Consider the following 24,102-nt stretch of genomic DNA (forward strand, 5'->3'; position numbering starts at 1 on the left):
GGGTCGTCAGGAAATGTCCAGCGGGAGCACCACTTTTTCCGGATTGTATTTCGCCAGCAAGTAGTAGGGCCGCAGTGCGGCGATCAGGACGTCGGCGCCGGAAATTCCTCGCATTCTAGCGGCTGTTTCCAGCTCGTCCGGGCGGACACCGTAGAGGTTGCCCGCCAATTGTGCCAAGCGATCGTCAGGGATGGCTTCGACGGAGAAACCTGGGAGCCGGGATTCCGCGTTCAGGTTCATCGTGGTGGCCAGTTCGTGCACTTCGAGCGCCCGCGCTTCGAGCCCCAGGGACCGTAGCCGCCGACCGGCCTCGGCGTCCGGGGTGACGTCGGGCAGCAGGCGGAACGCCCTGGTCACCGCCTTCCTGAGGAGCGTGAGGGGCGGGTCGGCGGAGCGCTCGGCCGAGGTGAGCCATGGGTGCAGGCGGGGTGGAAGCGCGGGGTCGTCCGGCGCGAGAAAGCCTTCGTGGTGGGCGTGGTTGAGGATCGGATCGGGGAATGCGGTGGCGGCGTCCGGCCCACAGCGGGATGCGCATTCATCCTTTATCGCATCCCGTACGAGCCGCGTATGGAGTTCTTCGTAGCCGTCGCCGAAAAGCTGATATATCCGGAGTGCGTGCCCGTTGATTTCCTGACCCAGTCGCCAGGCGTGCAGATAGATCGTGTTCGGAACATCGCGGGACTCCCGAGGGATATCCCTTTTCTGGCACATTTCATCGATCAGGCTGATGGCATCGTCCTTCTTCGCGTCCACCCATGCGCATTCCAGGCCATACGGTGTTTCGCGGAGGCGGTTGAAGGTGCGGTCCGTGTAATGGAGGGCTCGCATGTCCCGGATCAGCCGTTCGGCCTCTCGTGGCGGGATTCTTTCCAGCTCGACCAGGCGCTCCAGGGTGTACCGCAGGGACACGAGCGGGAACGTGAGGCTCTTGAATCCGTGCTCGCGGCCGGTGTGCACGACCGCGACCTCGTCGTCCGCGGTCAGCCGGCCGGAGGCGAAATCGGCGAAGACGCGCCCGACGCCGCGCATTCCGAACGCGGCCAGTTCCGCGGCCCGGAGCGCGCCCATGCTGGCCGCGCCGAGCACGGCGGCCCCGCACTGCAGCGCGAAGAGGATCTCCTTGTGCTGGACCGACCTGACCTGGTGGAACAGCCCGTCGATGATTCCGATGACGTCGCCGGGCCGTGGTGCGAGCGCCGGCAGGTCTCCCGCTCTGACGGGTGGCAGGATCCGGATGTCCTCCTCGCCGGAATACTTCCGGGCATCGGGGAGGCTCGGGCCGACGAAGAGGAAACGGCGCACTAGTGTTCCCCGCGTGCCGTGCCGGGGACGACGACGTGGACCACCGGAATGCCCAGGTCGGGGCGCGTGTGGTCGACATAGAGGGGCTCTGAACGCGTCCGGGTGAGCAGGCGGGTCGCGACGGATTCGACGTCCTCACTGATACGGGTGCCGCCGTCGTCCCGGCGCCGGTAGGGCGTTTTCGCGGCTGCCGCCCATCGGGTGGCTCTCGCCTCGATGCCGGCGTGGGAGATTCTCGCCGACGTGTAGATCGAGGCGGACAGATCGTCCCTGGCGCCGGCTATCGCGGTGAGGCGGGATTGGGCCGCCTCGGTGAGCGCCCGGCTCAGTGCGACGTCACTGTCCACGTGGCAGCCGGAGCCGCGGAAGACGACCGGGAAGTCGTGGCTCAGGATCAGCACCTTGAAGCACGGCAGGCGATAGGCGTTGCCGATGTCCTCGATGCGGAGGTTGACGCCGGCGTCATGAAAGCGCGCCACCAGCTCTCCCGGATAACCGCCGACGGACTCGGGAAGGATCGGCACGCGTTCGCCGGCCGACGCCAGCACGTCGCGCTCCATCACTTCCAGCAGCCCGTGCAGCAGAGCCTCGTCGAGGGTGTTGCCGCCGGCCAGCCCGTTCGTGGACGGGCGGAAGAGGGGAACCGTCCAGCGCTCTCCCACGGTGCCGTCGAGACGGACGGCCTCGTACGGCAACCATCGAGGGCCGTCATCAAGGACGGATTTCGCGGGAACCCAGTCAAGGCGCGTTCTCTCGGTCAACAGGCTGCCGTACGCGAGAGGAAGCCGCCCGGGATCGTAGGAGAGCTCCGATCCGAGACCTTCCGCGCTGTCCCTGCGCACGTTCGCCCCGGCGCTCTCCGCGTGCCAGAGTTCGATGGACTCCATCACCGCCGACGCCTTGGCCAAGGCGTCGGTGAGGCCCTTTCCCTGCGACACGGAAAGGCTCCTGGACATGGGTCTGCAGGCCTGCCACACCGGTATGCCGATATGGTCGAGCCCGGTGATGTCGGCTATTCGGGTGATGCCGATGCGCGGCAGATGCGGAGCGACCCGGCTCAGCGTTTCCTCGGGCGGGACGGTCCGATGCGTGCCGGCTCGCACCGCCTTCCGCTGCCCGTGGCTCATGTGCCCAGCACCGCGCATCCCATGACGAGTTCCGCGGCGTCGTCCAGTTCGAGGAGCCGGGAAAGGGTTTCGTCGCGCAGCGCCGCGGTGAACGTGCAGGAAAGCCCCATCGCCGCCGTGAGGAGATAGACCGTCTGGCTCAGGTGCCCCACGTCGTAGTGCAGGATGCGGTAGGAGCGGGAAATCTTGTATTTCCATTTGTTCCGGGCGAACACGCTGGTGAAGAAGATGTACGCGGACGCGTCGCGGGTCCACGTCTGGTCCGCGCACACCCGTACCAGCAGGTCGTCGGCGAGAGGTGGGGTCAGCCGGTCGAGCAGCCGGTTCCTGGCGTCGTAGTGGTAGAGCCCCGCCGGGACGCCGGCCACCCTGCGGGCGTAGACGTAGAGCTCGGTCGGATGCCTGCCGCCGCCGGACGGGCTCGTCTTGAGCGTCGTCTGGCTGAGCTCGCTGCTCCTGATCGGCGACGCCGTGATCGACAGGAGGGCCGCCAGCTTGTCACGCGGGATGTCGTCCCCGGAGTAGGAACGCACGCTGCGCCGGGTGTGCAGCAGCGTCAGCAGGTCGCGCTCGACGAGCGTGCCGGCAGGTGGGACGCCTCCTGCCAGCGGGATGCTGTCCAGCGCGTTCGCGTGCTTCTTGAACGCCGGCGGCGGAGGCTCGGCCTCCAGCTTGCACTGGAGCTGCTCGTCCTGCTCGGCCTCGGACAGGAACAGGTTCGAGTCGAGGAACTGGGTCGAGTAGTGGAAGGCCCTGGCGATGGGCGACCAAGGGGCCCACGCCGCGCTCATTCGCCTTTCCTGGGTGTCGCGGGCGGAGCCCAGTTCGACGAGGATCTCCGCGCCGATGAGTGCCCGGATGATGCGCTCGGCGCGCTCACGGTCCTTGGGGTCGTTGTGCCCGGCGAGTGCCTGCGCTATTTCCGTTGGGTGCCTGAAGGCCGCCAGAAACGTTTCCGTGCCACTGGCCAGAGCGACTTGCCGATGACTCAGATAATCGTCCCAGACGAGATATCCGTCGTCCACGTAAAGGATGCCGCAGATTGAAGTGCGATACATCGTCAGTCCTCTGTCGAGGCGTTGGAGCGGCGGGGGCCGACTGCCGCCCCAACAGGCTTTCAGGCTACTGAATTTCGAAGCTCTTCCAGTTGGGACTGTAGGAGTCGAGACCCTTCTCCGTCTGGGCGTAGCCGTCGGTCCTGGCCTCGAAAGCGAGGTCCTCGTCGGTGGGGAAAACGATCTGGCTGGGCATTCTGAATCCTTCCCACGATCATCTTGCTTGCCTTTCGCAATTTATCAAGAGGCCGGAAGGACCGTCAATTCAATTAATGGCGAACCGAGATAAGCGCATTTATTCGGAAATATCGCAGGTCTGCTGATAGGACAATTCCGGGATGTGCCGCCGCCACTCGGCGGGCGACAGGCCGCCGTCCCGTCCGCAGATCGCGGCGGTGGCGGTGCCGGGGTCGACGGTGATCTCGCGCAGGGATCCGTCGGCCGATGAGATGAGCAGAGCCGTGCCGTTGAAGGCGACGGCGGGTGCGGATCCGGTGTGGAAGCTGATCGACGAGCCGATCCGCTGGTATCCCCGCGAGTCCCACAGCTGGATACCGAACTCGCCCGCGCTGGAGACGGAGGCGAGCAGCCCGCCCTGCGCGTCGGGGACGAGGGCGTCGATCGGCCCCAGGTGCACGGTCTGCGGCGCGGCCAGCAGCGTGCGCAACCTCGTGTCCCAGAACGCCACCCGCCCGTCCCTGTCGCCGACCGCGGCCTTGCCCCCGACGAAGCGGATCTTCCCCTCGGCGCGGGGGTCGGAGGAGTGCTCGCGCATATCTCCGGTGGCTGTGTCCACCAGGGATCGGCCCCGGCTGGATCCGTCCACCAGCAAACGGCGGCCGTCCGGCTCGAAGATCAGCGTCGCGGCGCCGGCACCGGACACCGTGCGGATCCATCTCCTTGCGGGCACGTCCCACAGCTCCAGGTCGTCCAGCTGCAGGCCGTCGGGCAACTGCCCGTCATCCGGCTTCGCGCCGAGAGGTACGACCGCGATCGTCCTGCCGTCGGGTGAGAAGGTCACGGGCAGGGCTCCGACGGCTCCCCGGCTCCGGACGCGCAGTGCGCCGAGGGCGCGGCCGCTCGTGCTGTCCCACAGGGACACCACCGGGGAGGCGGGATGGCTGAGCGCCAGCGTGCGCCCGTCGGGGCTGAACACCGGCGAGTACGCCGTGTCCTCCCGGAGGTCCTCGATGTTCTCCCGGACGTCTCCGATGTTCTCCCGGACGTCTCCGATGTTCTCCCGGACGTCTCCGATGTTCTCCCGGACGTCTCCGATGTTCTCCCGGACGTCTCCGATGTCCGCCGGGAGGTCTCCGATGTCCGCCGGGAGGTCCTCGACATTCTCCCGGAGGTGCTTGACGTCCTTCCGGAGGTGCTCGGCGGGGACGGTCACGGGTTCGCGCGTGGCGACGTCCCAGATGCGCACCTCCGGCCTGCCCTTCTGGTGATCCGCCGTCGCCAGGAAGCGGCCGTCGGGGCTGAACACGCGCTTGTCGCTGCCCGGGGCGAGCACGACGGGGTGCGTGAACGGGGAGATGTCCAGGACGTTCACCGTGCCGTACTGGCCGGTCACCCGCAGGGAGCGGGCGTCCGGCGAGATGCGGGGCCGGGTGCTCCTGACGCCGGGCAGGGCCGAGGAGCTCAGTAGCACGCTGCCGTCGTCCACCCGCCACAGGAACGCCCATCCCCCGTCCAGCATCCCGGCCAGGAACCGGCCGTCGGGGGTGAACGTCACGTCTCCCACAGGCGGGAGCAGCGGTTGCCGGGTTGCCTCGTCGCCCGAGGAGATCTCCCACAGCCGGACACCGTCGGGGGTCAGGACGGCCAGCTTCTTCCCGTCCGGGCCGAATGCGCCGCCCGTGGCGGTCGCCGGCAGCCAGGGCGCCCGCACCCGCTCGCGCTTCTCAAGGTCCCAGAGCTCCGCCCCACGCCCTGGGCGCTCCACCCCACGCCCCGCCCGCCCCGCACGCTCCACCCCACGCCCCGCACGCTCCACCCCGCGCCCCGCTCGTTCCGCACGGTCCGCCCCGTGCCCCGCACGTTCCGCTCCCCGACCAGGGCTTGTCCTGCCGCCCGAGGACGGCGGGGTGCTGGCCGAGGCAGTGGCCCGCGCCGGGATGACCAGGGCCAGCCGTCCGTCCGGGCTGATGGCGCTGACCGGCTTGTCGAGCAGGCGGGTCCGGTCCGTGACGCTCCAGGCCCCGTTCATCCCGTCGCGGACCCCGAGGAGAAAGCGCCCGTCCGGGCTGAATTCCGACGGGTCCAGGTTGGAGAAGGCGACGCCGAGGTCCGTCAGACCTCCTGCGCCGAGGCTCCACAACTGCGCGTTGGCGCCGTCGTTCACCGCCAGCGTACGGCCGTCAGGACTCCACACCACTTCCGTGACCTGCCGCCCCGTCCATCTGGCGCTCGCCACCTCCTTCCTCCTGACCAGGTCGAACACGCGCAGGGAACTCGGCCCGGCCCCCGCCCCCGGCACGTGGACGGCCAGCCTGGTGCCGTCCACGCTGAGCCCGTCCAGCAGGTCGGCCGCGCCGTACGGGGCGGTGACCACGTCCACCAGGGGCAGCGCCATCGAGTCGATCAGTTCGCTCCTGGCCTCGGAGACCGGGGCGATCCGCCAGGCCGCGGCGCTCAGCCGGCGGGCCAGCTTCGGGTCGCTCGTCCGCAGGACGGCCGCGCGCCTGGCGACCAGCCGGGCCGTCGCCTCCCTCAGCCGCTCGTCGGCCAGGCCGGCCTGCCGGATGGCGGCTCCGGCCGCGACCATGGAGGCGACCAGCAGGACCGCCAGAGCGGCGCAGACGGCGACGCGCGTGCGTAAGGTGCGCCGGGCCAGTGCCGCGCCGGCCCGCAGGAAGGCGCGTTCCAGAGGTGTGAGGTCGTCGCCCGGTTCGGCGAACAACTTCTCGGCGACGGCCAGGCGGGTGCCCCGGTAGAGGAGCCCGGCGTCCCTGCCCTGCGCCTGCCACGCCTCGGCCGTGTCGGTCAGCCGCCGGTGGGCGCGCAGGCGATCGCGCCCTTCGTCCACCCAGCCGCGCAGGCGCGGCCACGACTCGATCAGGGCCTCGTGCGCCAGCTCCACCGTGTCCTGGTGCAGCGTGAGGAGCCTGGCTCCGGCCAGCTTCTCGATGACCAGCGCGGTGTCCGCCTCCTCGCCGAAGTCCAGCTCCGCGCGCTCGCCGGGCTCCAGCCCCGCTCGGGCACCGGGCTCCAGCCCCGCTCGGGCACCGGGCTCCAGCCCCGCTCGGGCGGTGGGGTCCAGCCCCGCTCGGGCGGTGGGGTCCAGCTCCGCGCGGGCGGCGGGGCGGCGGGTGTCCTGGGCCTGCTCACCCGGGCTGATCAGCCTGAGCAGGATGCGCCGGGCGACGCGCGCCTGCGTGGGCGACAGGCCGGCGTACAACTCCTCGGCGGTCCGGCTGATCGCCCCGTGGACTCGGCCGGCGCTCTCGTACGCGTCCAGGGTCAGCATCTTCCCGGTACGGCGGCGCCACACCTCCCGCAGCGCGTGCGACATCAGCGGCAGCGCCCCCGGCTCATCGGCGACATCGGCGATGATCGCGGCCGTCAGCGCCCGCTCCACGGTCAGGCCCCCGGCCATGGCCGGCCGGACGATCGCCTCCCTGAGCTCATCCTGGCTCATCGGCCCCACCAGCAGGTTCGCCTCACGGAGGGCCTCGGTGAGCCCGCGGTGCTCCGCGCAGCGCCCGTAGAAGTCGGCGCGCACCGCTACGACCACTCTCATCCGGCTCCGCGGCTGCCGCGCGTCCAGCAGCAGTTCGATGAACCGTGCGCGCTCGTGCGGGTCCCCGCAGAGCGTGAACACCTCCTCGAACTGGTCGACCACGATCAGCGTGCCGTCGGGGAGCAGGCCGCCGGCGTGCCTCATCGGGTGCTCGCCCGGAGTGATGACCCGGGCCCGTCCTTCCGCGGGTACGAGCCCCGCCCGCAACAACGACGACTTGCCGCTGCCGGAAGGGCCGAACACCGCGGCGAAACGATGACGTTCAAGCAACTCTCGCAGTTCGCCGACGAGCCGGTCCCGTCCGAAGAAACGCCCGTGGTCGTGCGTGTCGTAGGAGGCCAGGCCGGGGTACGGCTCGGTGGCGGCGTCCTGCTCCGCCATCTCGCGGGCCAGTTCCTGAGCGGCCCGCCGCCAGCGGCGCTCCCATTCCGAGACGTCCGCGCCGCACGCCTCCGCGAAGGCGCGGACGACGGGCAGTGAAGCCAGCCGCTCCCCCGCCGCCGCCTGCGACAGCGTGGTCACCGAATAACCGGCGCGCCCGGCCATCGCCCGGTAGGTGAGGCCGCCCGCCTCCTGGCGCAGTTTGCGTAACTCGAAGGCGAAACGTTGTACGGGTCCCGCTGCCGGGTCCACCGGGCTTTCACGACGGCCCACCACCGTTGCAGGACTCCGTTCGGTGAAGAAACATTGTTCGCCCCCTGGCCGGGGATGCCGAACAATCCTGTCTTCGCCAACCTGGTGCCGACAAGGGCGGCCGGGCACACCCGCCGCCACCTGGCGCCGATGGGGGGGTGAGCCGTGGCGAAGGTTCCACATGACAGCGAGCGGGCCCGATCTCTCATGGAACGGGTGCATCTCGGGGAGTGGGACCGCGCGCTCGACGCCCTGAGCGCCGAACGGGAGGCGATCGCCATCTACCGGCGGCTGACCGCGGCCACCCCCGGCCTCTACCTGGCCGAGTTAGCCACCTGCCTGACCAGTCTCGGCGTGACGCTCTCCGAGCTCGGCCGGCCCGGCGAGGCGTTGCACGCCGAGCAGGAAGCCGTCGCCATCCACCGCTCCCTGGCCGCCGCCTCACCCGAGCCCCACCTGCCCGACCTCGCCGACGCTCTCATCAACCTCGGGACGACCCTGGCGGCGCTGGACCGGCCGGACGAAGCCCTGAGCGCCGAACGGGAGGCGATCGCCATCTACCGGCGGCTGGCGGCGGCCATGCCCGACCCCTACCTGGCCGATTTCGCCGAGGTGCTCGCCGATCTCGGCGTGACCCTGACCGAACGCGGGCTGCCCGCCGAAGCGCTGCCCCTGGTGGTGGAGGCGGTCACCATCCGCCGCGACCTGGCCGCGGCCTCCCCCGAGCGGCACCGCGCCGGTCTGGCCCGCTCGCTGGGCGGCCTCGACGCCGTCCTGTCGGCACTCGGCCGCGACGAGACTGCCCGCCACCCCCGACCCGCTGCCGGCGAGGGCCCGTGAGCAGGCACGCGGGCTCTTGAACCGTAATCCGTACGGAGCGAGGATAGATCATGTCGATCCCTGTTACCCGCCTGCTGGCGGCGCTGACCCTGCTGCTGGCCTTCGCCACCCCGGCCCAGGCCGGCTCGTCCGCACCACGGACCGCCTCATCGGTCACCGAGACGGTGATCGAGACAGTGATCGAGACAGTGATCGAGGAGCGGATCCTCGACCTCACGATCACCTCGGACCTGATCAACGTCCCCGGCAAGGTGCGATTACTCCTGCCGGATGGTTACCGCAAGACCTCGACGCGCCGTTGGCCGGTGCTCTGGCTGCTGCACGGCGGCGGGGGCGCCTACACCGACTGGGCCGTGCGCGGCCGCGTTCGCGAGATCGTCGGCGACCGCGAAGTCCTGGTGGTCATGCCCGACAGCGGCCCCTGCTCGGGCTACATGGACTGGAAGGACCCGGGCATCGCGCCGCGCAAGTGGGAGTCCTTCCACATGGGCGTGCTCTACGACCTGCTGAAGAACGCGTACCGCGCCGACGACCTGCAGGCCATCGCGGGCCTGTCGATGGGCGGCGGCGGAGCCATCGGGTACGCCGCGCGCTTCCCCGGCAGGTTCAGGGCCGCCGCCTCCTTCAGCGGAGCGCTCGACAACGACTATCCGGGACGGCCCGGCCTGCCCTCGATGACCGCGATCCAGAGCGGCGCGCTGGCGTGCGGCGTCACCGTCGAGCAGATCTACGGCCCGGTCGGCGGCGAGCACTGGAACCGGTACAACCCCAAACACTCCATCCAGGCGCTGCGCGGGACCCGGCTCTACATCGCCACCGGCGACGGCCAGGCGGGCACGGACCCGTCAGGGACGGGCAACCCACTGCTGGTGGACGTGGTGGAGCAGTCCGTGTACGGCATGGCCGCGCAGTTCACCAGCAAGCTGGGCGAGCTGGGCATCCCGGTCCGGGTGAACTTCAAGCCCTTCCACCGTCACGACTGGCCCAACTGGCAGGGTGAGCTCGAACGCTCGATCGACTTCCTGCTCGCCCCCTGACCTCCCGCCGTTGTACGCATGGAAACCGCGAATCCCGCTTGTCCGCGTGACAGGCGGGACCGCTTGTTTCCGGCACTCTGAATGAGCGCGCCGTGGGTGGACTTCACGACGCCGAAGAACAACCGTCCGTTGATTGGAGAAATCAGAGCGTGCGGCGTGAAGCCGGTCGGACAACCGGCGGGCCGGATCCGTACAACCGATGGTTGTGCCCTAGGGTCGGCCGGTATGGATCTCGCTGCTGTACGCACGTTCGTCGCCGTCGTGGACACCGGCCAGTTCCAGGACGCCGCCGCGGAGCTGTCGATCACCCAGCAGGCCGTCTCCAAGCGCATCGCCGGGCTGGAGAAGCACCTCGCCGTGCGGCTGTTCACCCGTACGGCGCGCGGCACCCGGCTCACCATCGACGGGCAGGCGTTCCTGCCGCACGCGCGCGAGTTGCTGCGCGTCGCCGAGCGCGCGGTCGCGTCCGTGGTCCCCGGCAGACGTCCGCTGCGCGTCGACATGATCGCCTCCCGCAGCGCGGCCTCGGGCCTGATGCGCGGCTTCCACCGCGCGCACCCCGAGATCGAGCTGGACGTGGTGATGCTGTTCGACATCGAGACGGCCGTCGCCGCCGTCCGGTCCGGTGCGATCGACGCCACCTTCCGCGCCGTCGCCGTGCCCGGCCGGCCGCTGCCCGAGGACATCGAGTCCGTCCGGGTGCTCGACGAGCCGCTCCAGCTCCTCACCGGGCCCGCCCACGCGCTGGCCGCCGCCCGGTCGGTGACCGTGGCGCAGCTCGCCGGGCACCGGATCTGGATGCCGGGCATCGTCCCCGGCACCGAGTGGGCCGCCTACTACGACGACCTCGTCGCCGAGTTCGGCCTCACCATCGAGGCGACCGGCCCCAACTTCGGCTCCGACGCGCTGCTCGACACCATCGCCGACACCCCGGCGCTGGCCACCTTCATGAGCGAGCACACCCGCCTGGTCTGGCCCGCCGGCCACGGCTTGCGCCGCATCCCGGTGACCGACCCGACGCCCGTCTACCCACACTCGCTCCTGTGGCACCGCGACAACCCCCACCCGGCGCTGGCCACCCTCCGCGCGTACCTCTCCGCCACCGCGACCAGCCCGGACGCCACCGTGACCTGGGCGCCGAGCTGGGTGGTCGCACGCTGAACGCGGCCGCGCCCGCGATGACCGGCGTCGTGGTCCCGCCCGCGGGTCAACGGCGGGCGGCGGTGGTCAACGCCACCGTCTGGCTGGTCATCGAACGACGTCTTAACCAGGGAGCACGGACTTTCCGATGCGATAGGAGAGCATCGTGCGATCACCTTCGAAACTGCGCCGGGTGGTGGCCTGCCTGGCAACCGGCGCGGTCGTCGCGGGCGCGCTCACCACGGGTACGGCCGCCGCGGCGGCCTCCGGCCCGTTCGGCCCCTTCGACCCGGGTTCCGGGTTCCTGCCGGGCGGCGGCGGCTCGGGCGGCTTCCCCATTCCCAACCCCATTCCCCTGCCCAATCCCATCCCCCTTCCGATCCCCTTGCCCAACCCCGGCAGGGACCTTCCGGGCATTCCGCCGGGTCTGCCGGACTTGGGCAATTCTCAGAATGGCGGGAGCAGGGTTCCTCAGCAGAACCCGGGCGGCACCAACCCGCAGCCCCGTCCGCCGAACCCGGCCCCGCCGGCCAACATGACCCTCCAGGACTGGCTCGAACAGGAGTTGAAGCGGGCCGGGGGCATCGTGACGACGGCCGCGGCGGAACGCCTGGCCGGCCTGATCAGAGGAGGCGGGAACGGCCAGGCCCGGCCCCGCGCCGGGCAACCCCAGTCCCAGCCCCAGTCCCCGTCCCGCCCCGGCCAGCCGCAGTCCCAGCCTCAGTCACAGTCCCGCCCCGGGCAGCCCCGTTCCGGACAGCCGCAGGCCCAGGAGCAGCCGGACCAGCCGTCAGCCCTGGGCTCGCGGGACAACGACTCCAGGAGCCGGAACGATTCCAGGGGCCGCAACGACCGCTGGGATTCGGACAACCGCGCGGATCGCGGCTGCAAGGACCGTAAGAGCCGGACCAACCGCGACTGCCGATACCGCGAGGACCGCTGGGACCGCAACGACTGGTGGCGGCGTGACCTGGGGCCCTGGGCGGCTCCCCAGGAGCAGATCTGCAACACCCGCGCCTACGTCAGGCTCCTGCGGGCGTCGGACAGGAAGGGCAAGCTCACCGGCGCGAGCGCCTTCATCGGCGTCGAGAAGGCCGACGAGACGCTCACCGTCAGCGGCGGCGAGTTCCTGGCCGCCTTCGGCGACAAGCTGCGGCCCCGCAGCCAGATCACCTACCTCTTCCTGTCCGAGGAGGGCGCGCGGTTCTTCAGCCCTCAGCCCCTGGCCGCCGCGAACACCGTACTGAACGACACCAACCGGTACGCCCCGACGTTCCTGACCCCGGGGATCAAGTACCGCGTGATCGCCCAGTACTACAACACCTGCGATGAGCTGATCACCGACTTCCTCGGCCGGGTGAGGCTCGGCTGACCCTGGCGGCGGCGCCCGGCCCGCCCCGGCGGCCGCCGCGTCAGAGGCGCCGGCCAACGGTGAGGACGACCGACCAGTGCCGGGTGAGCCGTCCGTCGGGGCGTGCGGCGAGGCGGCGGCGCACCTCCCGGTAGAGGTGCTCGCGCCTGGCCGGCTCCATGGCGATGTGACCGGAGAACGAGTCCAGCAGCGCGAGGTATTCGTCGGCGGTGTAGCGCAGGGCCCACACGTAGAGCTTCGTCCCGGCCACCGTGAAAAGCCCGGAATCCTCGAACTCGGCGGCGATGGGGTCGGGCGTGTCCTCGGGCAGCGGCGGCGGCCACGAGCTGCCGTCGCCTTCGCCGATCTCGTCATAGACCCGCTGGATGTCGGTGAAGAACGGGTCGAAGCCCGCGGGGAAGGCGTGGTCGGCGTTCCACACGGCCAGGTGGCCGCCCTGCGGGAGCAGCCGGGCCGCCTTCGCGTACTTGGCCGCCGGATCCACCCACTTCCAGGCGGTGGCCGCATAGACGAGGTCGAAGCGTGCCTCTGCCGGCGGCTCCCACTCCTCGAAAGGCGACGTGATCACGGACGTTCCAGGGAAGTCGGCGAGGCGGTGCCGGGCCTGCGCCGCCAGGGCCGCGCCGAGTTCGACGGCGGTGATCCGGAAGCCCATCCGCGCCAGGGGCAGCGTGGCCTTCCCCGGGCCGCAGCCGACTTCGAGCAGGTGCGCGGGTGGGCTGATCCCGGTGATCGCGAGCAGGTCGGAGTACAGCTCGGCCGGATAGTCGGGGCGGGCGTCCTGATAGAAGGAGGCCGCCGCGTCGAAGGTGGCCCGCAGCGGGAGATCACGAGGCATGATCCGATTGTGACGGTCGCCATCCCACGACGGAAACCGGTCGGTCGTCTCGGCGGCACCATGAACGGGTCGCGGCCGGTGGTCCGCCGCTGCCGCCCGGCGAATGGCCGTGCTCAGGCGGGTGCGCCGTTGAGTATCTCGACCTCGCCGGTGTCCAGCGAGTAGTACGCGCTGACCACGGCCAGCCTCCCCTTGGCCACCAGCGGCGCGAGGTCCCGGTTGCCGCGCAGGGCGTCGGCGGTCAGCTTCACCTGGGCCTTGGCCATCGTCTCCGCACGGTCGGCGTGGCCTTCCCGTACGGCCTGTTCGTAGGCCGGCCGCAGCGCCTCCGTGATCGCCTGGAGGTTGCCCGGCAGCGACTCGCCCGCCGCCAGGGCCCTGTACGCGGCGGCGACCGCACCGCACCGCTGGTGACCGAGGACGACGATCAGCGGGGTGCCGCTGGTCATCGGCCCGTACTCGACGGAGCCGGTGATCACGGGCCCCACGGCCGTCCCGCCGCTGCGCATCACGTACAGATCCCCCAGGCCGGTGTCGAAGACCAGCTCGGGCGGCACGCGGGAGTCGATGCAGGCCAGCACCGCCCCGTAGGGCCGCTGGCCGGCGGCCAGGAGTTGCCGGCGGGTGGGGTCGCGGTCCGGATGGCGCAGCGCGTTGGCCGTCCAGCGCCCGTTGCCCTCCATCAGCCGGGTGTAGGCGGCCTTCGGCGTGGTGGGTGACGCTTTCGCGGGCCTCGCTTCGCGTGGCTCGCCCGACGAGGCGCCGGCCAGGGAGGCGACCGTCAGGGACGCGGTTGCGGCGAGCAGCGTTCGCCGCCCGGGGCCGTCGGCTCGAATGCTCATGTGTCTCCAAGTGGTCGTGCCGACACGGCGAATGAGCCGCCCGGGGCCGGGCCCATGATTGCGGAACGTTAGGTTAACGTAACATTAAGTGATCGGCCAACTCCCGCCCGGACCGCGTCCGCTCCGCCCCCGCGAGCATGACCTCGCGGAAGTAACTTGACCCGCCGCGGACACTCCCGTCACGAATGACCGGGTACGTCGCCTGGCATGCGACAGGACGGCGGGACAGCAGCGGAGCCGGGCGTGCGATGACCCAGACCAGCACGCACGCCGAGACCGCGCGCACGATGTCGCTGCCGACCCTGACCGCGATGGTGATCGGGTCGATGGTCGGCGCCGGCGTGTTCTCCCTGCCGAGGAACTTCGCCCAGGCCACCGGCGTGTACGGCGCGGTCGTCGCCTGGCTGATCGCCGGCGCGGGCATGCTGATGCTGGCCCTGGTGTTCCAGACGCTGGCGGTGCGCAAGCCGTACCTGGACGCCGGGGTGTACGCCTACGCCAAGGCCGGGTTCGGGGACTACCTCGGCTTCTTCTCCGCCTTCGGCTACTGGGCCAGCGCCTGCGTGGGCAATGTGTCGTACTGGGTGCTGATCGCCTCCACGCTCGGCGCGGTCGTGCCCGCGCTCGGCGAGGGCGCCACGATCGTGGCGGTGTGCGTGTCGGCCGTCGGGGTGTGGGCCTTCCACTTCATGATCCTGCGCGGCGTGCGGGAGGCGGCCACGATCAACAAGATCGTCACGGTCGCCAAGCTGGTGCCGATCCTGCTGTTCGTCGTGATCCTGGCCGTGACGCTGCGCGCCGGGGTGTTCGGCGCGAACCTGTGGGGCGGTGCGGGCCACACGGCCGGGTCGCTGTTCGACCAGGTCAGGTCCACCATGCTGGTGACGGTTTTCGTGTTCCTGGGGGTGGAGGGGGCCAGCGTCTACTCCCGTTACGCGCGCAGGCGCGCCGACGTCGGCCGGGCCACCGTGCTGGGCTTCCTGGCGGTGCTGGCGCTGTTCGCCTCGGTGACCCTGCTGTCGTACGGGGCGCTGCCCAAGGACCGGGTGGCCGGGCTGCGGCAGCCGTCCATGGGCGGGGTGCTGGAGTCGGTGGTGGGCACATGGGGGGCGGTGCTCATCGGCGCCGGGCTGATCGTGTCGGTGCTGGGCGCGTACCTGGCCTGGACGCTGATGGCGGCAGAGGTGCTGTTCGTGGCCGCCAAGGACCGCGACATGCCGGCCTTCCTGGCCCGCGAGAACCGGCGCGGCACCCCGGAGGCGGCCCTGACCCTGACCAGCCTGCTGATCACCGTGATCCTGATCACCACGCTGTTCTCCGACGACGCCTTCACCTTCACCCTGGAGCTGACCAGCTCGTTGTCGCTGATCCCGTACCTGCTGGCGGCCGGGTACGCGCTCCGGCTGGCCCTGTCCGGCGAGACCTACGAGACCAGGCCGCACGGCCGGAACCGGGACCTGACGATCGCGGCCCTGGCCACCCTCTACACCCTCTTCATGATCGTCGCGGCGGGGCTGAAGCTCCTGCTGCTGTCGTGCGTGATCTACGCCCCCGGCACGGTCCTGTTCGTCGTCACCCGGCGCGAACTCGGCAGGCGCGCCTTCACCCCGCCCGAACTGGCCCTGTTCGCCGTGGTCGTCATCGGGGCCGTCACCGGCATCGCGGGCCTGGTCGCCGGCTGGCTCACCATCTAGCCGCGACGGAAAGGAAGAAGGCACATGACCGAGATGCCGTACGGCGTGCATTCGGAGGTGGGCAGGCTGCGCAAGGTCATCGTGCACCGCCCCGATCTCAGCCTGCGCAGGCTCACCCCGTCCAACAACGACTACCTGCTGTTCGACGACATCCTGTGGGTGGAGCACGCGCAGCGCGAGCACGACGCCTTCGTCCAGGTGATGCGCGAGCGCGGCGTCGAGGTGTACTACCACTCCGAACTGCTGGCCCAGGCCCTGGACAGCGGCCCCGAGGCCAAGCGGCAGGCCATCGAGCAGGCCGTCACCCACCTGACCGTGGGCCCCGCCCTGGTCGACACCGTACGGGAGACCCTGGCCGGGTGGAGCGGCGAGAGGCTGGCCCGCCACCTGATCGGCGGGCTCACCAAGGAGGAGTTCGGGCCGGCCGGCCTGGATCGCGGCTCGCTCGTGGCCGCCGCCCGCCATCCGCGCGAGTTCATCCTGCCGCCGCTGCCCAACTCCCTCTACCAGCGCGACCCGGCCGCGTGGTTGTACGGCGGCCTGTCGCTGAACCCGATGTACTACCACGCCCGCCTGCTGGAGACGATGAACCAGTCCACCGTCTACCACCACCATCCGATGTTCGCCGACGCCGGCCTCACCTACTGGTATCCCTACGCCGGTCAGGACGAGCGCTTCAACGAGGAGTCGTTCGGCAACGCCGCCATGGAGGGCGGCGACATGATGCCCATCGGCCACGCCACGGTGGCCATCGGCATCAGCGAGCGCACCAACCCGCGCACCATCGAGCACCTGGCCCTGTCGTTGTTCGCCGCCGGGGCCGCCGAGCGCGTCATCGCCATCGAGGTGCCCAAGGCCCGCTCGTACATGCACCTGGACACCGTGTTCACCTTCCTGGACGCCGACAAGGCCAGCGCGTACCCGCCGTTCCTCGACGCGGCCACCGCCTACAGCCTGCGCCCCGGCGACCGGAGCGGCACCCTGGACGTGCGCACCGACCCGAGCCTGCTCGCGGCGCTGACCGACGCCCTGCGCCTTGGCGGCCTGGACATCGTGCCGACCGGCGGCGACGACTACCAGCGGGCGCGCGAGCAGTGGGACTCCGGCAACAACTTCTTCGCGCTGTCCCCCGGCGTGGTCGTCGGCTACCACAAGAACCAGTTCACCAACCGCAAGCTGCGCGAGCACGGCGTGGAGGTCATCGAGATCGAGGGGTTCGAGCTGGGCAAGGGCCGGGGCGGCACCCACTGCATGACCTGCCCCATCCAGCGCGACCCCGTCTGAACGCGCCCGGTCACGCCTTCGGTGGGGCACACGTCCCGGTGAGGACAACCGCCGGCCGTTCACGTCACAATTCGCGCGCCCGCCATTCGTCTTCGAGCATCGCGTAGACGACCTCGTCCGCCCATTCGCCCTTCAGCAGCTGGCTGTGGATCAGCTCGGCCTCGCGGCGCATCCCGAGCCTCTGCAACACGCGCGCGGAGGCGGTGTTGCGCGCGTTGAGACGCCCGACGATGCGGTGCAGCCCGAGCTCCTCGAAGCCCAGGCGCAGCATCTCCTCGCTCGCCTCCGTCGCGTATCCCTTCCCGCCGTGGCCGGGGTGGAAGATGTAGCCGATCTCGCCCTGGCGATGTTCCCGGCTCCGCCAGAAGAGCACCACCTCGCCGATCACCTCGCCGGTCGCGCGCAGCACCACGGCCAGGCCCAGGTTGTCGCCCTCGGCCTCCAGCGCCGCCGACCGGATGCGATCCTGCAACGCCTGCCGCACCTGGCCCTGGTCGCGAGTGTCGAACAGCAGGTAGCGGGTCACCTCGGGCCGGGACTGGAGGTCGTACAGGGCGTCGAAGTCGTTCTCCGTGAAGGGCCGGAGCAGCAAGCGGGCAGTTTCGAGGGGGAAGTCAGGCCGCAACATCGGACGATCTTACCGAGCGAGTCGCGGAAAGCCGGGCGCTCGGTGTCTACTCGTCCGGGGCGTCCGGTCCACCAGGTGGCTCTTCTTCCCCCCCGGGTGCCGGTGTCTACTCCTCCGGAGGTGTCCGGTCCACCAGGTGGCCGTTCTTCCAGATGGCCTTGATGGCGCGCAGGTCGGTGATGTCGGTGGTGGGGTCGCCGTCCACCAGCACCAGGTCGGCGCGCAGGCCGGGGGCGATGCGGCCCCGGTCGGTGAGGCCGAAGGCGCGGGCGGGCGCCGAGGTCGCGGCGGCCAGGGCCGCGGGCGGGCCGAGCCCGGCCCTGACCAGGTGGGCGACCTCGGCCAGCATGCTGACGCCGTTGGCGTTGGCCCGGATGGGCGTGTCGGTGCCGGCCAGCACCGGCACGCCGGCCGCGTGCAGCAGGCCGACGTTGGCCGAGCCGATCCCCAGGAAGTCGGGCCTGCCCGGCCGGTCCTGCGGCTCCTGCCGGAGCAGGTACTGCTGCGTCGGGCTGAGCCAGGGCGTGACCCTGCCGTCGGCCAGGAGCTCTTTCGCGCCGATCCCCCAGTCCACGACCGAGAGCGTCGGTACGACGAACGCGCCGGCCCGGCGGATCCCGGCGATCTCGGCGGCCCCGGCCACGGTGTCCCAGAAGGCGTGCACGAGACCGTCGGCGCCGGCGCGTACGGCACTCAGCGCGAGGCCGAGCTTCTCGGCGTGCACCACGGCGCGGCGGCGGTGCCGGTGAGCGGCCGCGATCGTCCGCCGGACCTGGCCGGGCGTCAGCGTGGGCAGCGCGGGCCTGGGCGGCGGCCCGCCGTTCTCCAGGATCACCTTCACGTAGTCGGAGCCCTCGGCGATCCGGTCGGCGACGAACCTCTCGATGTCGGTGCCGGACTCCACCCGGGGGAAGTCCCATTCGGGCCGGAGCGGGTGGCCGCCGGGAACGGTGACGCCGACCCCGGCCGACCACAGGTCCGCCTGGCGGGTCGCGGCGGTCGAACGGCGCTGCCGGCGGGCCTCGGGCAGGAGGGACGGGTCGTTGAACATGTCCAGCTCGGTAGTGACGCCGAAGCGCAGCGCGTCGGCCCGGCTGCCCTCGAAGGAGTGCACATGGCAGTCGATCAGGCCGGGCAGCAGGGTCCGGCCGCCGCCGTCGTACACCTGGTGGCGTGCGGACGACGGCACCTCACCGACGGCGGCGATCCGCCCGTCCTGCATGAGCACGGAGCCGCGGCCCCGCACCCGCTCCCCGTCGAAGATCCGCACGTCGCGGATGACCACCGGCGCCGGAACGCCGGCCCCGACGGAAGCGATGGCCGCGACACCGGCCAGGGACAGCACATGACGGCGTGAGGCTCCGCGATTCATGATCCCGAGCTTATGCAGGGCGGGGCGCCGCGTGACAGCGACCTTCGTAGCCGATCGGGGCTACCAAAGTCGGCTCAGGCCCGTACGAGGGTGAGGTCGTCGTCCGTTCCCCGACGAGCCCGCCGAGCTCAGTGTCGCGCATCGACGCCTCCCTTCACCGCGACCCCCGCGACGCCCTCCGTGGCGGGCTAGGCCGAGACCTGTGTCTCCCGTGCCCAGGCCAGGGCCCTGTCCACGGGGGACACGCCGTACTCCTCCTCCACCGCGCAGGCGAGCAGGTGGCAGAACAGGTAGCGCTGGAGCGGGGCCAGACCGAGCCTGGCCAGGTGGGCGTAGAGCATGTTGATGGCGAGCCGGTGACCGAGGAACCACTGCGAGCCGAGCACCTCGCTCTTGTAGCGGCCGGTGGCCAGCAGGATCTCATGGAAGTCGATCTTGTGGAGCTGCCGCATCTCGGGCTCGGGCGCGGCGGCTTCCAGGTCGATCTCGCCGCTCGCGAGGAGCGGGGCCGCGATCGCCTTCCTGCGCTCGATGTAGGCGAGCCAGTCGCGCACGTGCGCCGGCGCCCGCCCGTCGTCCACCTCGGCGACCCGGCGGCGTACCAGCGCGCGGAGTGGCCCGGCGTGCTGGCGGTACTTGGCCTCGAAGCCGGCCCGGACGCCGTCGCGGTCCTCGCAGTAGGAGCAGAAGGCGTCCGCGTGCGAGCGGTAGGACATGTACCCGCGCGAGATCGGCGGGACGCTCGTGTGCGCGAACGCGATCATCAGGTCCAGGCTGAGCTGGAACAGTGTGAGCTCGCCGCGGCGGATGGCGGCCAGCGTGTCGAAGGCCATCCGGGTGCTCTCGGCGTGGAAGGAGTTGAGCAGGTCCATGAGCCGGCGGTTGCCGAGGACATGCAGCCGCTCCTCGTACGGTTCGGTCTGGAGGGTGTTGTCCGGATACCAGGGGCGCAGCGGGCCGTGGTCGCTCTCCCTGACGGCCAGCTTGTGGTGCGCCTGCTCCAGGGCCGCCGCGTCCAGGGAGGCGCTGGAGGGATGTTCGCGCAGGTAGCCCTCCAGGCGTTCGGTGGCCAGCGGCAGGACCTCCTGCTCCCAGGCGTCCGTGCCCGCGCGCAGGTTGAGCCGCAGGTGCGGGCCGCGTCGCCAGTGCCGGACGAAGTACGGCTCCCGTACGCGCCCGCCGAGCTCGGCCAGGAGCGGACGTACGGCGTCGAGGATGAGCCCGTCCTTGTCGTCCTGGTAGTAGCGCACCTGGATGCTGTGCCAGGGAAGTTCGGTGATGCCGCGCATGAGGTGCTCCCTTTCACGCCGTCAGTTCGATGAGGGTGGTGCCGATCAGGTAGCGCAGGTGCGCCTCCTCCGGCCCGGTGAGACCGAGCCGGTTGCACAGCAGGTGCACGCAGCGCACGAGCAGGATCAGGACGTCGCCGTGCGCCCGGGAGGCGCCGGGCGGGTGGAAGGAGGAGTCGGCCGGCTCGGGATGGAAGCGCCCGGCCGCCCGGCAGGTCAGGACGCGCTCGTGCAGGGCGACCATCGAGCGCCACCACGCGCCCACCGGGTCGCGCGGCTCGGGGCGTTCCAGGCCGGTCGCGATGCGCAGGCAGCGCAGGACCTGGGCGTTCGACGCCGGGCGCTGCCCGTCGAGGAGCCCGGCCCGCCCCGCGCGGGTCGCCGGCGGGTCCCACCGGTCCCGGCTCGTTTCGAGGGCGCGGCCGAGGCGGGCGGGGTCCGGTTCCCAGAGCGCCAGGGCGAGCATCAGCGCGGCGGCGGCGAAGCCGAGCCTGCGCCCGCGTTCCTCCCCGCGTTCGAGCAGGGCCAGCGCGATACGGCTGGAGTCGCCGAAGTGCCGCTCGGCGGCGCCGGTGACCTCGGGCCCGCCGAACACGCGGTGCTCGGGCCGGTACGCGACGGCCTCCACCACGTCGTGGCCGCGCAGCCGCCGGTCGTAACCGGAGAGGTCCTCGGCCGCCGCGAAGCTCTCGGCGGCGGCGGCGTACCGCGCCGGATCCCACGGCACCCGCGACGGGTGGGCGCTCAGATGCCGCTCCAGCGCGGCCCTGGCGCGCTGCTCGACCTCCCCGGCGCGGGCGGCGGGCAGCAGGCGCAGCCGCAGGTGCGGGCCGCCCTCCCAGTAGCGCAGGAAGAACCAGCGGGCGAGCAGGCCGTCGGCGTCGAGCGAGCGCACCAGCCCGCCGACCGCCTGCGCGATCAGACGGTCGGTGCCGCCCCGGTGGAAGGCGTGCAGCGAGATCCACTCAGCCATCGCGCAGCTCCACCACGTACTCCATGACGTGCCGGCCGCCGTCGAACGCGGCGGCCGCGGGCAGGTCGGGAAGGCACTCCTGGAACACCACGCAGGCCCCGCAGTCGTCGAGCTGACGGTCGAGCAACGCGACCAGCGCGGGGTCGGCCAGGTCCAGATAGGTCGGCTTGGCCAGCCGGGCGGTGCGCCACGGGTCCTCGCCCCACGTCCCCGGGTCCAGGGAGAACACGAAGCAGCGCGGCGGGATGCCGTGCGCGGCGAACCAGCGTGCCAGGTCGAGCAGATGACCGGCCTCCGAGGCGCCGGGGGCGCGCCGGGGAACCGATCGCGCCGCCGCGTACCAGGCGGCGCGGGCCACGACCACGTGGCCCACCGTCACCCGGGGCGCGCGGGTGACGGCCTCGGACGTGCGCCGTGGCGGCTCGGCGAAGAGCGCCCAGGTGGGCACGGCGACGCTGGGCTGGTCGCCGAACAGGTGGAACAGCAGCCGCGCCGTGCGCGGCAGGAAGGGGGCGGCGATCATCCCGGTGTGCCGGGGTCTGACCCGGCCGCCGTCGGCGGCGCGTACCAGCTCCAGCAGCCCGGTCGCGGGATCGGGGCGGACGGCCAGGTCCCGCAGCGCGAGGCGGTACGCGGCCGGGCGGTTCGACAACACGCCCGGGTAGTCGATCTCGTACGCGGTCGTGTCCGCCCGCAGGTTCACGTTGTGACCGAAAAATCCCGCTATTTCAGCCGGAATCCCACCGGCCTCGGCCCGTTCCCGTTGCGCGTCCTCGACGGGCAGGCCCGCGACGTCCAGCAGCCGGCGGACCCGGCCGCGCGCCGCGCCGTGCCCCGCCGCCACACTGTTGAGCACCAGCCGCACGGGCCCGTCGTCGTTCAGGGGCTGGACGTAGCAGGCCAGCGATCGTACGGGCGTCGCGGCCCGCGGCAACATGGCCGGATCCAGCCTGATCGACCCGTCGGGCGAGACCGGCCACGCCCGCACCATGGCCAGGACGTCCTCCCGGTACCGCCGCAGTTCCCGCACCTCGGCGACCGCGCCAGGCCCCGTCGCCCTGCCCCGGTACAGCAGGGCGTGCAACTCGTCGGCGGGACTCCCCTCCGCGCGATCCTCCAGCAGGTGCGCGAGGGTCCGGTGGAAGCGGCCGAACGGCACCTGCGCGCCCGTGCCGAACGCGTCGCGGAAGACGTGCGCCGCGAGCAGCCGGATCTCGGTGTCGCGCTGGAAGAGGCCGAGGAACTCGCGGATCACGTGCAGGTCGCCGATGGCGGCGCGCCAGGCCCGCCTGCCCAGGTAGGTCGTGGGCGAGCTGAAGACCGCGTTGTCGTGGAACAGGTTCTTGCCGGGCAGCCGGGGCATGCCGGGGTGCGGCACGGGACGGTGCAGCTGGTCCAGAGCCGCGCGCACCTGCCGGTGCACGCCGAGCCTGGCGGCCAGGCCGGACACGCCGGGATAGCGGGCCAGGGCCCGTTCGATCTCGGCCAGCACCGCGCCGGCCGGGTGCGTGGCCAGCTTCTCCGCCAGCTCGCGCAGGTGGGAGCGCGACTGGTCGGCGGACGGCGGATGCACCTCGATCAGGTCGAGATCCGCCAACCGGGCCAGGAGCGCGCCGGCCCGCGCCGGGTCGCCGGCCACGAGCCGGCCCACGTCGGCCAGGCTGTGGGGCTCGCCGCCGTTCAGTTCCCGCAGGAGCACAAGGACGGGCTCGGCGGCGCGTACGCTCCTGTACTCGTCCTCGGTGCGGCTCAGATACCACAGGCGGTCCCCGTCCTGCGTCAGGCTCGCGTTGGGCTGGACGGAGAACAGGTCCCTCAGGCCGCCGTCCGCCTCGGCCAGGTCGCCGAGCAGCCGGCGCAGCAACCACAGGTTGGGTTCGACTGCGGTACGCCACGTCCAGCGCCCCTGCCGGACGACCGGCTCGGGGCCAGGGCCCCAGTACCCGAGGCCGGTCATCGTGAAGGTGGAGTGCGGGCTGGTCTTGGCCACCACGCGCGCCAGATAGCGGCTCAGGCGCAGTTCGACCTGCCGCGTGGGGGCGGTGCCCGGAGGTGAGTCCAGCCACTGCCGCAGCGCCGCCGACAGTGCCGGGCTCGCCTGGACCAGTCCGTGGGCGAAGGCGTCGGTCGCGGCCCACCGGCGCAGGTTCTCGCGCCTGACCCGGCGTTCCTCCGCCAGCAGGGCGGGCAACTCCGCCAGCAGCCGGTCGCACCGGCGCGACCGGTCCAGCCATGCCCGCAGGCGCCCGTCGAGTTCGGCGCCCAGCAGACCGGCCGGCCGCGCCGCCACGGGCCGGGGCCGGGCGTTGTACAACGCCCTGCGCAGCGCGACCAGCCGGCACTTCACCTCTCCTGGTCCGGCGGCGCCGATGAGGGGTTCAAGGGCGAGCGCGAGATCGCGGCCCTCGGCCGTGACCGCGTCCTGCTCCTCGATGATCGTCTGGACCGCGTGCCAGGTTCCGGCGCATCTCAGCTCGTCGAGGGCCGTCACGGGCAGAGCCGCGATCCTGACCACCACGGCGTCGTCCACGGAAGGGGTGGCGGGGGAGAAGGGTGAGCACGACTGCTGGAGGACCACCATGAGGTTCGCCCCTGGTCTTCAGATGCCAGAAATCGGGCTGAGTGCCGGAGCCGTACCGCGCGCCGGCACTCAGACGGTGGCTGCCTAAACGAGCCAGCTCTTTCCTGAGGTGCATCCCGAGGCGCCGATCTCGGTGTTGCCCAGGCCCATGGCGACGGCCTCGACGAGCACTTCAGAGGCGGGGAGCGCCACGGTCATGACGTCCAGAGAGCTCAGGTCCAGATCGAGGGGGGTTTCGCGGACTGCCATCTCTCCTCCAGTTTCCGATGGGGACGCCGCGGGGTGATTCCCGCGGCACTTGTCCATGACGGCAGTGTGTGTCCGCGTCGGGTGGTCCGGCTTGCGTCAGATGA

Annotated in this window: 19 protein-coding genes; 6 read left to right on the plus strand and 13 right to left on the minus strand. The window is 71.4% G+C overall.

Features of this window, described 5'->3' with window-relative positions:
* Positions 1-6: 6 nt before the first annotated feature.
* The 5 genes from AB0I81_RS01740 to AB0I81_RS01760 all read right to left on the minus strand — a co-directional run bounded on the left by AB0I81_RS01740 (position 7) and on the right by AB0I81_RS01760 (position 7,880).
* Positions 7-1,302: a TfuA domain-containing protein gene (locus AB0I81_RS01740; RefSeq protein WP_360648161.1), complete on the minus strand. Its 1,296-nt coding sequence runs from the start codon at positions 1,300-1,302 to the stop codon at positions 7-9.
* Entirely contained in the window at positions 1,302-2,429 is a 1,128-nt protein-coding gene (locus AB0I81_RS01745; RefSeq protein ID WP_360648164.1) for a YcaO-like family protein, read from the minus strand. Before AB0I81_RS01745 ends, AB0I81_RS01740 begins: the two co-directional genes overlap by 1 nt.
* On the minus strand, positions 2,426-3,487 hold the full coding sequence (locus AB0I81_RS01750; protein WP_360648167.1) for a SagB/ThcOx family dehydrogenase: 1,062 nt from the start codon (positions 3,485-3,487) through the stop codon (positions 2,426-2,428). Before AB0I81_RS01750 ends, AB0I81_RS01745 begins: the two co-directional genes overlap by 4 nt.
* A gap of 64 nt (positions 3,488-3,551) precedes the next feature.
* Positions 3,552-3,680: a hypothetical protein gene (locus tag AB0I81_RS01755; protein WP_360648170.1), complete on the minus strand. Its 129-nt coding sequence runs from the start codon at positions 3,678-3,680 to the stop codon at positions 3,552-3,554.
* Positions 3,681-3,779: 99 nt separating this feature from the next.
* On the minus strand, positions 3,780-7,880 hold the full coding sequence (locus AB0I81_RS01760; RefSeq protein WP_360648173.1) for a helix-turn-helix domain-containing protein: 4,101 nt from the start codon (positions 7,878-7,880) through the stop codon (positions 3,780-3,782).
* A 144-nt stretch (positions 7,881-8,024) separates the two neighbouring features.
* Between AB0I81_RS01760 and AB0I81_RS01765 the strand changes: the two genes are divergently transcribed.
* From AB0I81_RS01765 to AB0I81_RS01780, 4 genes are all read left to right on the plus strand, one after another.
* A complete protein-coding gene (locus tag AB0I81_RS01765; RefSeq protein ID WP_360648176.1) occupies positions 8,025-8,699 on the plus strand; it encodes a tetratricopeptide repeat protein in 675 nt (224 codons plus the stop codon).
* Between the two features lie 50 nt (positions 8,700-8,749).
* The gene (locus AB0I81_RS01770) at positions 8,750-9,736 is read left to right on the plus strand and encodes an alpha/beta hydrolase family protein (protein WP_360648179.1); all 987 of its coding nucleotides are present in this window, start codon (positions 8,750-8,752) and stop codon (positions 9,734-9,736) included.
* 225 nt (positions 9,737-9,961) lie between these two features.
* Positions 9,962-10,897, plus strand: coding sequence for a LysR family transcriptional regulator (locus tag AB0I81_RS01775; RefSeq protein ID WP_360648182.1), 936 nt, complete (start codon positions 9,962-9,964; stop codon positions 10,895-10,897).
* A 145-nt stretch (positions 10,898-11,042) separates the two neighbouring features.
* Positions 11,043-12,248: a hypothetical protein gene (locus tag AB0I81_RS01780; RefSeq protein ID WP_360648184.1), complete on the plus strand. Its 1,206-nt coding sequence runs from the start codon at positions 11,043-11,045 to the stop codon at positions 12,246-12,248.
* Between the two features lie 40 nt (positions 12,249-12,288).
* Here AB0I81_RS01780 and AB0I81_RS01785 read toward each other — a convergent pair whose 3' ends face one another.
* A complete protein-coding gene (locus AB0I81_RS01785) occupies positions 12,289-13,086 on the minus strand; it encodes a class I SAM-dependent methyltransferase (protein ID WP_360648187.1) in 798 nt (265 codons plus the stop codon).
* 113 nt (positions 13,087-13,199) lie between these two features.
* Positions 13,200-13,928 (minus strand): carbonic anhydrase, encoded by a 729-nt coding sequence (locus AB0I81_RS01790; RefSeq protein ID WP_360648190.1) that lies wholly within the window; start codon positions 13,926-13,928, stop codon positions 13,200-13,202.
* A 248-nt stretch (positions 13,929-14,176) separates the two neighbouring features.
* On the opposite strand from AB0I81_RS01790, the gene AB0I81_RS01795 reads away from it, so the two are divergent.
* On the plus strand, positions 14,177-15,622 hold the full coding sequence (locus AB0I81_RS01795; RefSeq protein ID WP_360648193.1) for a basic amino acid/polyamine antiporter: 1,446 nt from the start codon (positions 14,177-14,179) through the stop codon (positions 15,620-15,622).
* 24 nt (positions 15,623-15,646) lie between these two features.
* Positions 15,647-16,906, plus strand: a complete 1,260-nt coding sequence (locus tag AB0I81_RS01800; protein ID WP_360648196.1) for an arginine deiminase — start codon at positions 15,647-15,649, stop codon at positions 16,904-16,906.
* 64 nt (positions 16,907-16,970) lie between these two features.
* Here AB0I81_RS01800 and AB0I81_RS01805 read toward each other — a convergent pair whose 3' ends face one another.
* From AB0I81_RS01805 to AB0I81_RS01830, 6 genes are all read right to left on the minus strand, one after another.
* Positions 16,971-17,534, minus strand: a complete 564-nt coding sequence (locus AB0I81_RS01805; RefSeq protein WP_360648199.1) for a GNAT family N-acetyltransferase — start codon at positions 17,532-17,534, stop codon at positions 16,971-16,973.
* Between the two features lie 106 nt (positions 17,535-17,640).
* Positions 17,641-18,906 (minus strand): amidohydrolase family protein, encoded by a 1,266-nt coding sequence (locus AB0I81_RS01810; protein WP_360648202.1) that lies wholly within the window; start codon positions 18,904-18,906, stop codon positions 17,641-17,643.
* A 188-nt stretch (positions 18,907-19,094) separates the two neighbouring features.
* The gene (locus AB0I81_RS01815; protein ID WP_360648205.1) at positions 19,095-20,195 is read right to left on the minus strand and encodes a thiopeptide maturation pyridine synthase; all 1,101 of its coding nucleotides are present in this window, start codon (positions 20,193-20,195) and stop codon (positions 19,095-19,097) included.
* Positions 20,196-20,208: 13 nt separating this feature from the next.
* Positions 20,209-21,168, minus strand: coding sequence for a lantibiotic dehydratase C-terminal domain-containing protein (locus AB0I81_RS01820; protein WP_360648208.1), 960 nt, complete (start codon positions 21,166-21,168; stop codon positions 20,209-20,211).
* The gene (locus tag AB0I81_RS01825) at positions 21,161-23,749 is read right to left on the minus strand and encodes a hypothetical protein (protein ID WP_360648211.1); all 2,589 of its coding nucleotides are present in this window, start codon (positions 23,747-23,749) and stop codon (positions 21,161-21,163) included. Before AB0I81_RS01825 ends, AB0I81_RS01820 begins: the two co-directional genes overlap by 8 nt.
* Before the next feature lie 84 nt (positions 23,750-23,833).
* A complete protein-coding gene (locus tag AB0I81_RS01830; RefSeq protein ID WP_360648214.1) occupies positions 23,834-23,998 on the minus strand; it encodes a hypothetical protein in 165 nt (54 codons plus the stop codon).
* Positions 23,999-24,102: the final 104 nt, after the last annotated feature.

Origin of the sequence: Nonomuraea sp. NPDC050404 (assembly GCF_040655495.1) — a bacterium.
GTDB lineage: Bacteria > Actinomycetota > Actinomycetes > Streptosporangiales > Streptosporangiaceae > Nonomuraea.

Excerpts from the sequence above, each read along its gene's own strand:
- AB0I81_RS01745 (WP_360648164.1), bottom strand. The coding sequence starts at position 2,429 with ATGAGCCACGGGCAGCGGAAGGCGGTGCGAGCCGGCACGCATCGGACC.
- AB0I81_RS01750 (WP_360648167.1), bottom strand. The coding sequence starts at position 3,487 with ATGTATCGCACTTCAATCTGCGGCATCCTTTACGTGGACGACGGATAT.
- AB0I81_RS01755 (WP_360648170.1), bottom strand. The coding sequence starts at position 3,680 with ATGCCCAGCCAGATCGTTTTCCCCACCGACGAGGACCTCGCTTTCGAG.
- AB0I81_RS01770 (WP_360648179.1), top strand. The coding sequence starts at position 8,750 with ATGTCGATCCCTGTTACCCGCCTGCTGGCGGCGCTGACCCTGCTGCTG.
- AB0I81_RS01775 (WP_360648182.1), top strand. The coding sequence starts at position 9,962 with ATGGATCTCGCTGCTGTACGCACGTTCGTCGCCGTCGTGGACACCGGC.
- AB0I81_RS01785 (WP_360648187.1), bottom strand. The coding sequence starts at position 13,086 with ATGCCTCGTGATCTCCCGCTGCGGGCCACCTTCGACGCGGCGGCCTCC.
- AB0I81_RS01790 (WP_360648190.1), bottom strand. The coding sequence starts at position 13,928 with ATGAGCATTCGAGCCGACGGCCCCGGGCGGCGAACGCTGCTCGCCGCA.
- AB0I81_RS01795 (WP_360648193.1), top strand. The coding sequence starts at position 14,177 with ATGACCCAGACCAGCACGCACGCCGAGACCGCGCGCACGATGTCGCTG.
- AB0I81_RS01800 (WP_360648196.1), top strand. The coding sequence starts at position 15,647 with ATGACCGAGATGCCGTACGGCGTGCATTCGGAGGTGGGCAGGCTGCGC.
- AB0I81_RS01805 (WP_360648199.1), bottom strand. The coding sequence starts at position 17,534 with ATGTTGCGGCCTGACTTCCCCCTCGAAACTGCCCGCTTGCTGCTCCGG.
- AB0I81_RS01810 (WP_360648202.1), bottom strand. The coding sequence starts at position 18,906 with ATGAATCGCGGAGCCTCACGCCGTCATGTGCTGTCCCTGGCCGGTGTC.
- AB0I81_RS01815 (WP_360648205.1), bottom strand. The coding sequence starts at position 20,195 with ATGCGCGGCATCACCGAACTTCCCTGGCACAGCATCCAGGTGCGCTAC.
- AB0I81_RS01820 (WP_360648208.1), bottom strand. The coding sequence starts at position 21,168 with ATGGCTGAGTGGATCTCGCTGCACGCCTTCCACCGGGGCGGCACCGAC.
- AB0I81_RS01825 (WP_360648211.1), bottom strand. The coding sequence starts at position 23,749 with ATGGTGGTCCTCCAGCAGTCGTGCTCACCCTTCTCCCCCGCCACCCCT.
- AB0I81_RS01830 (WP_360648214.1), bottom strand. The coding sequence starts at position 23,998 with ATGGCAGTCCGCGAAACCCCCCTCGATCTGGACCTGAGCTCTCTGGAC.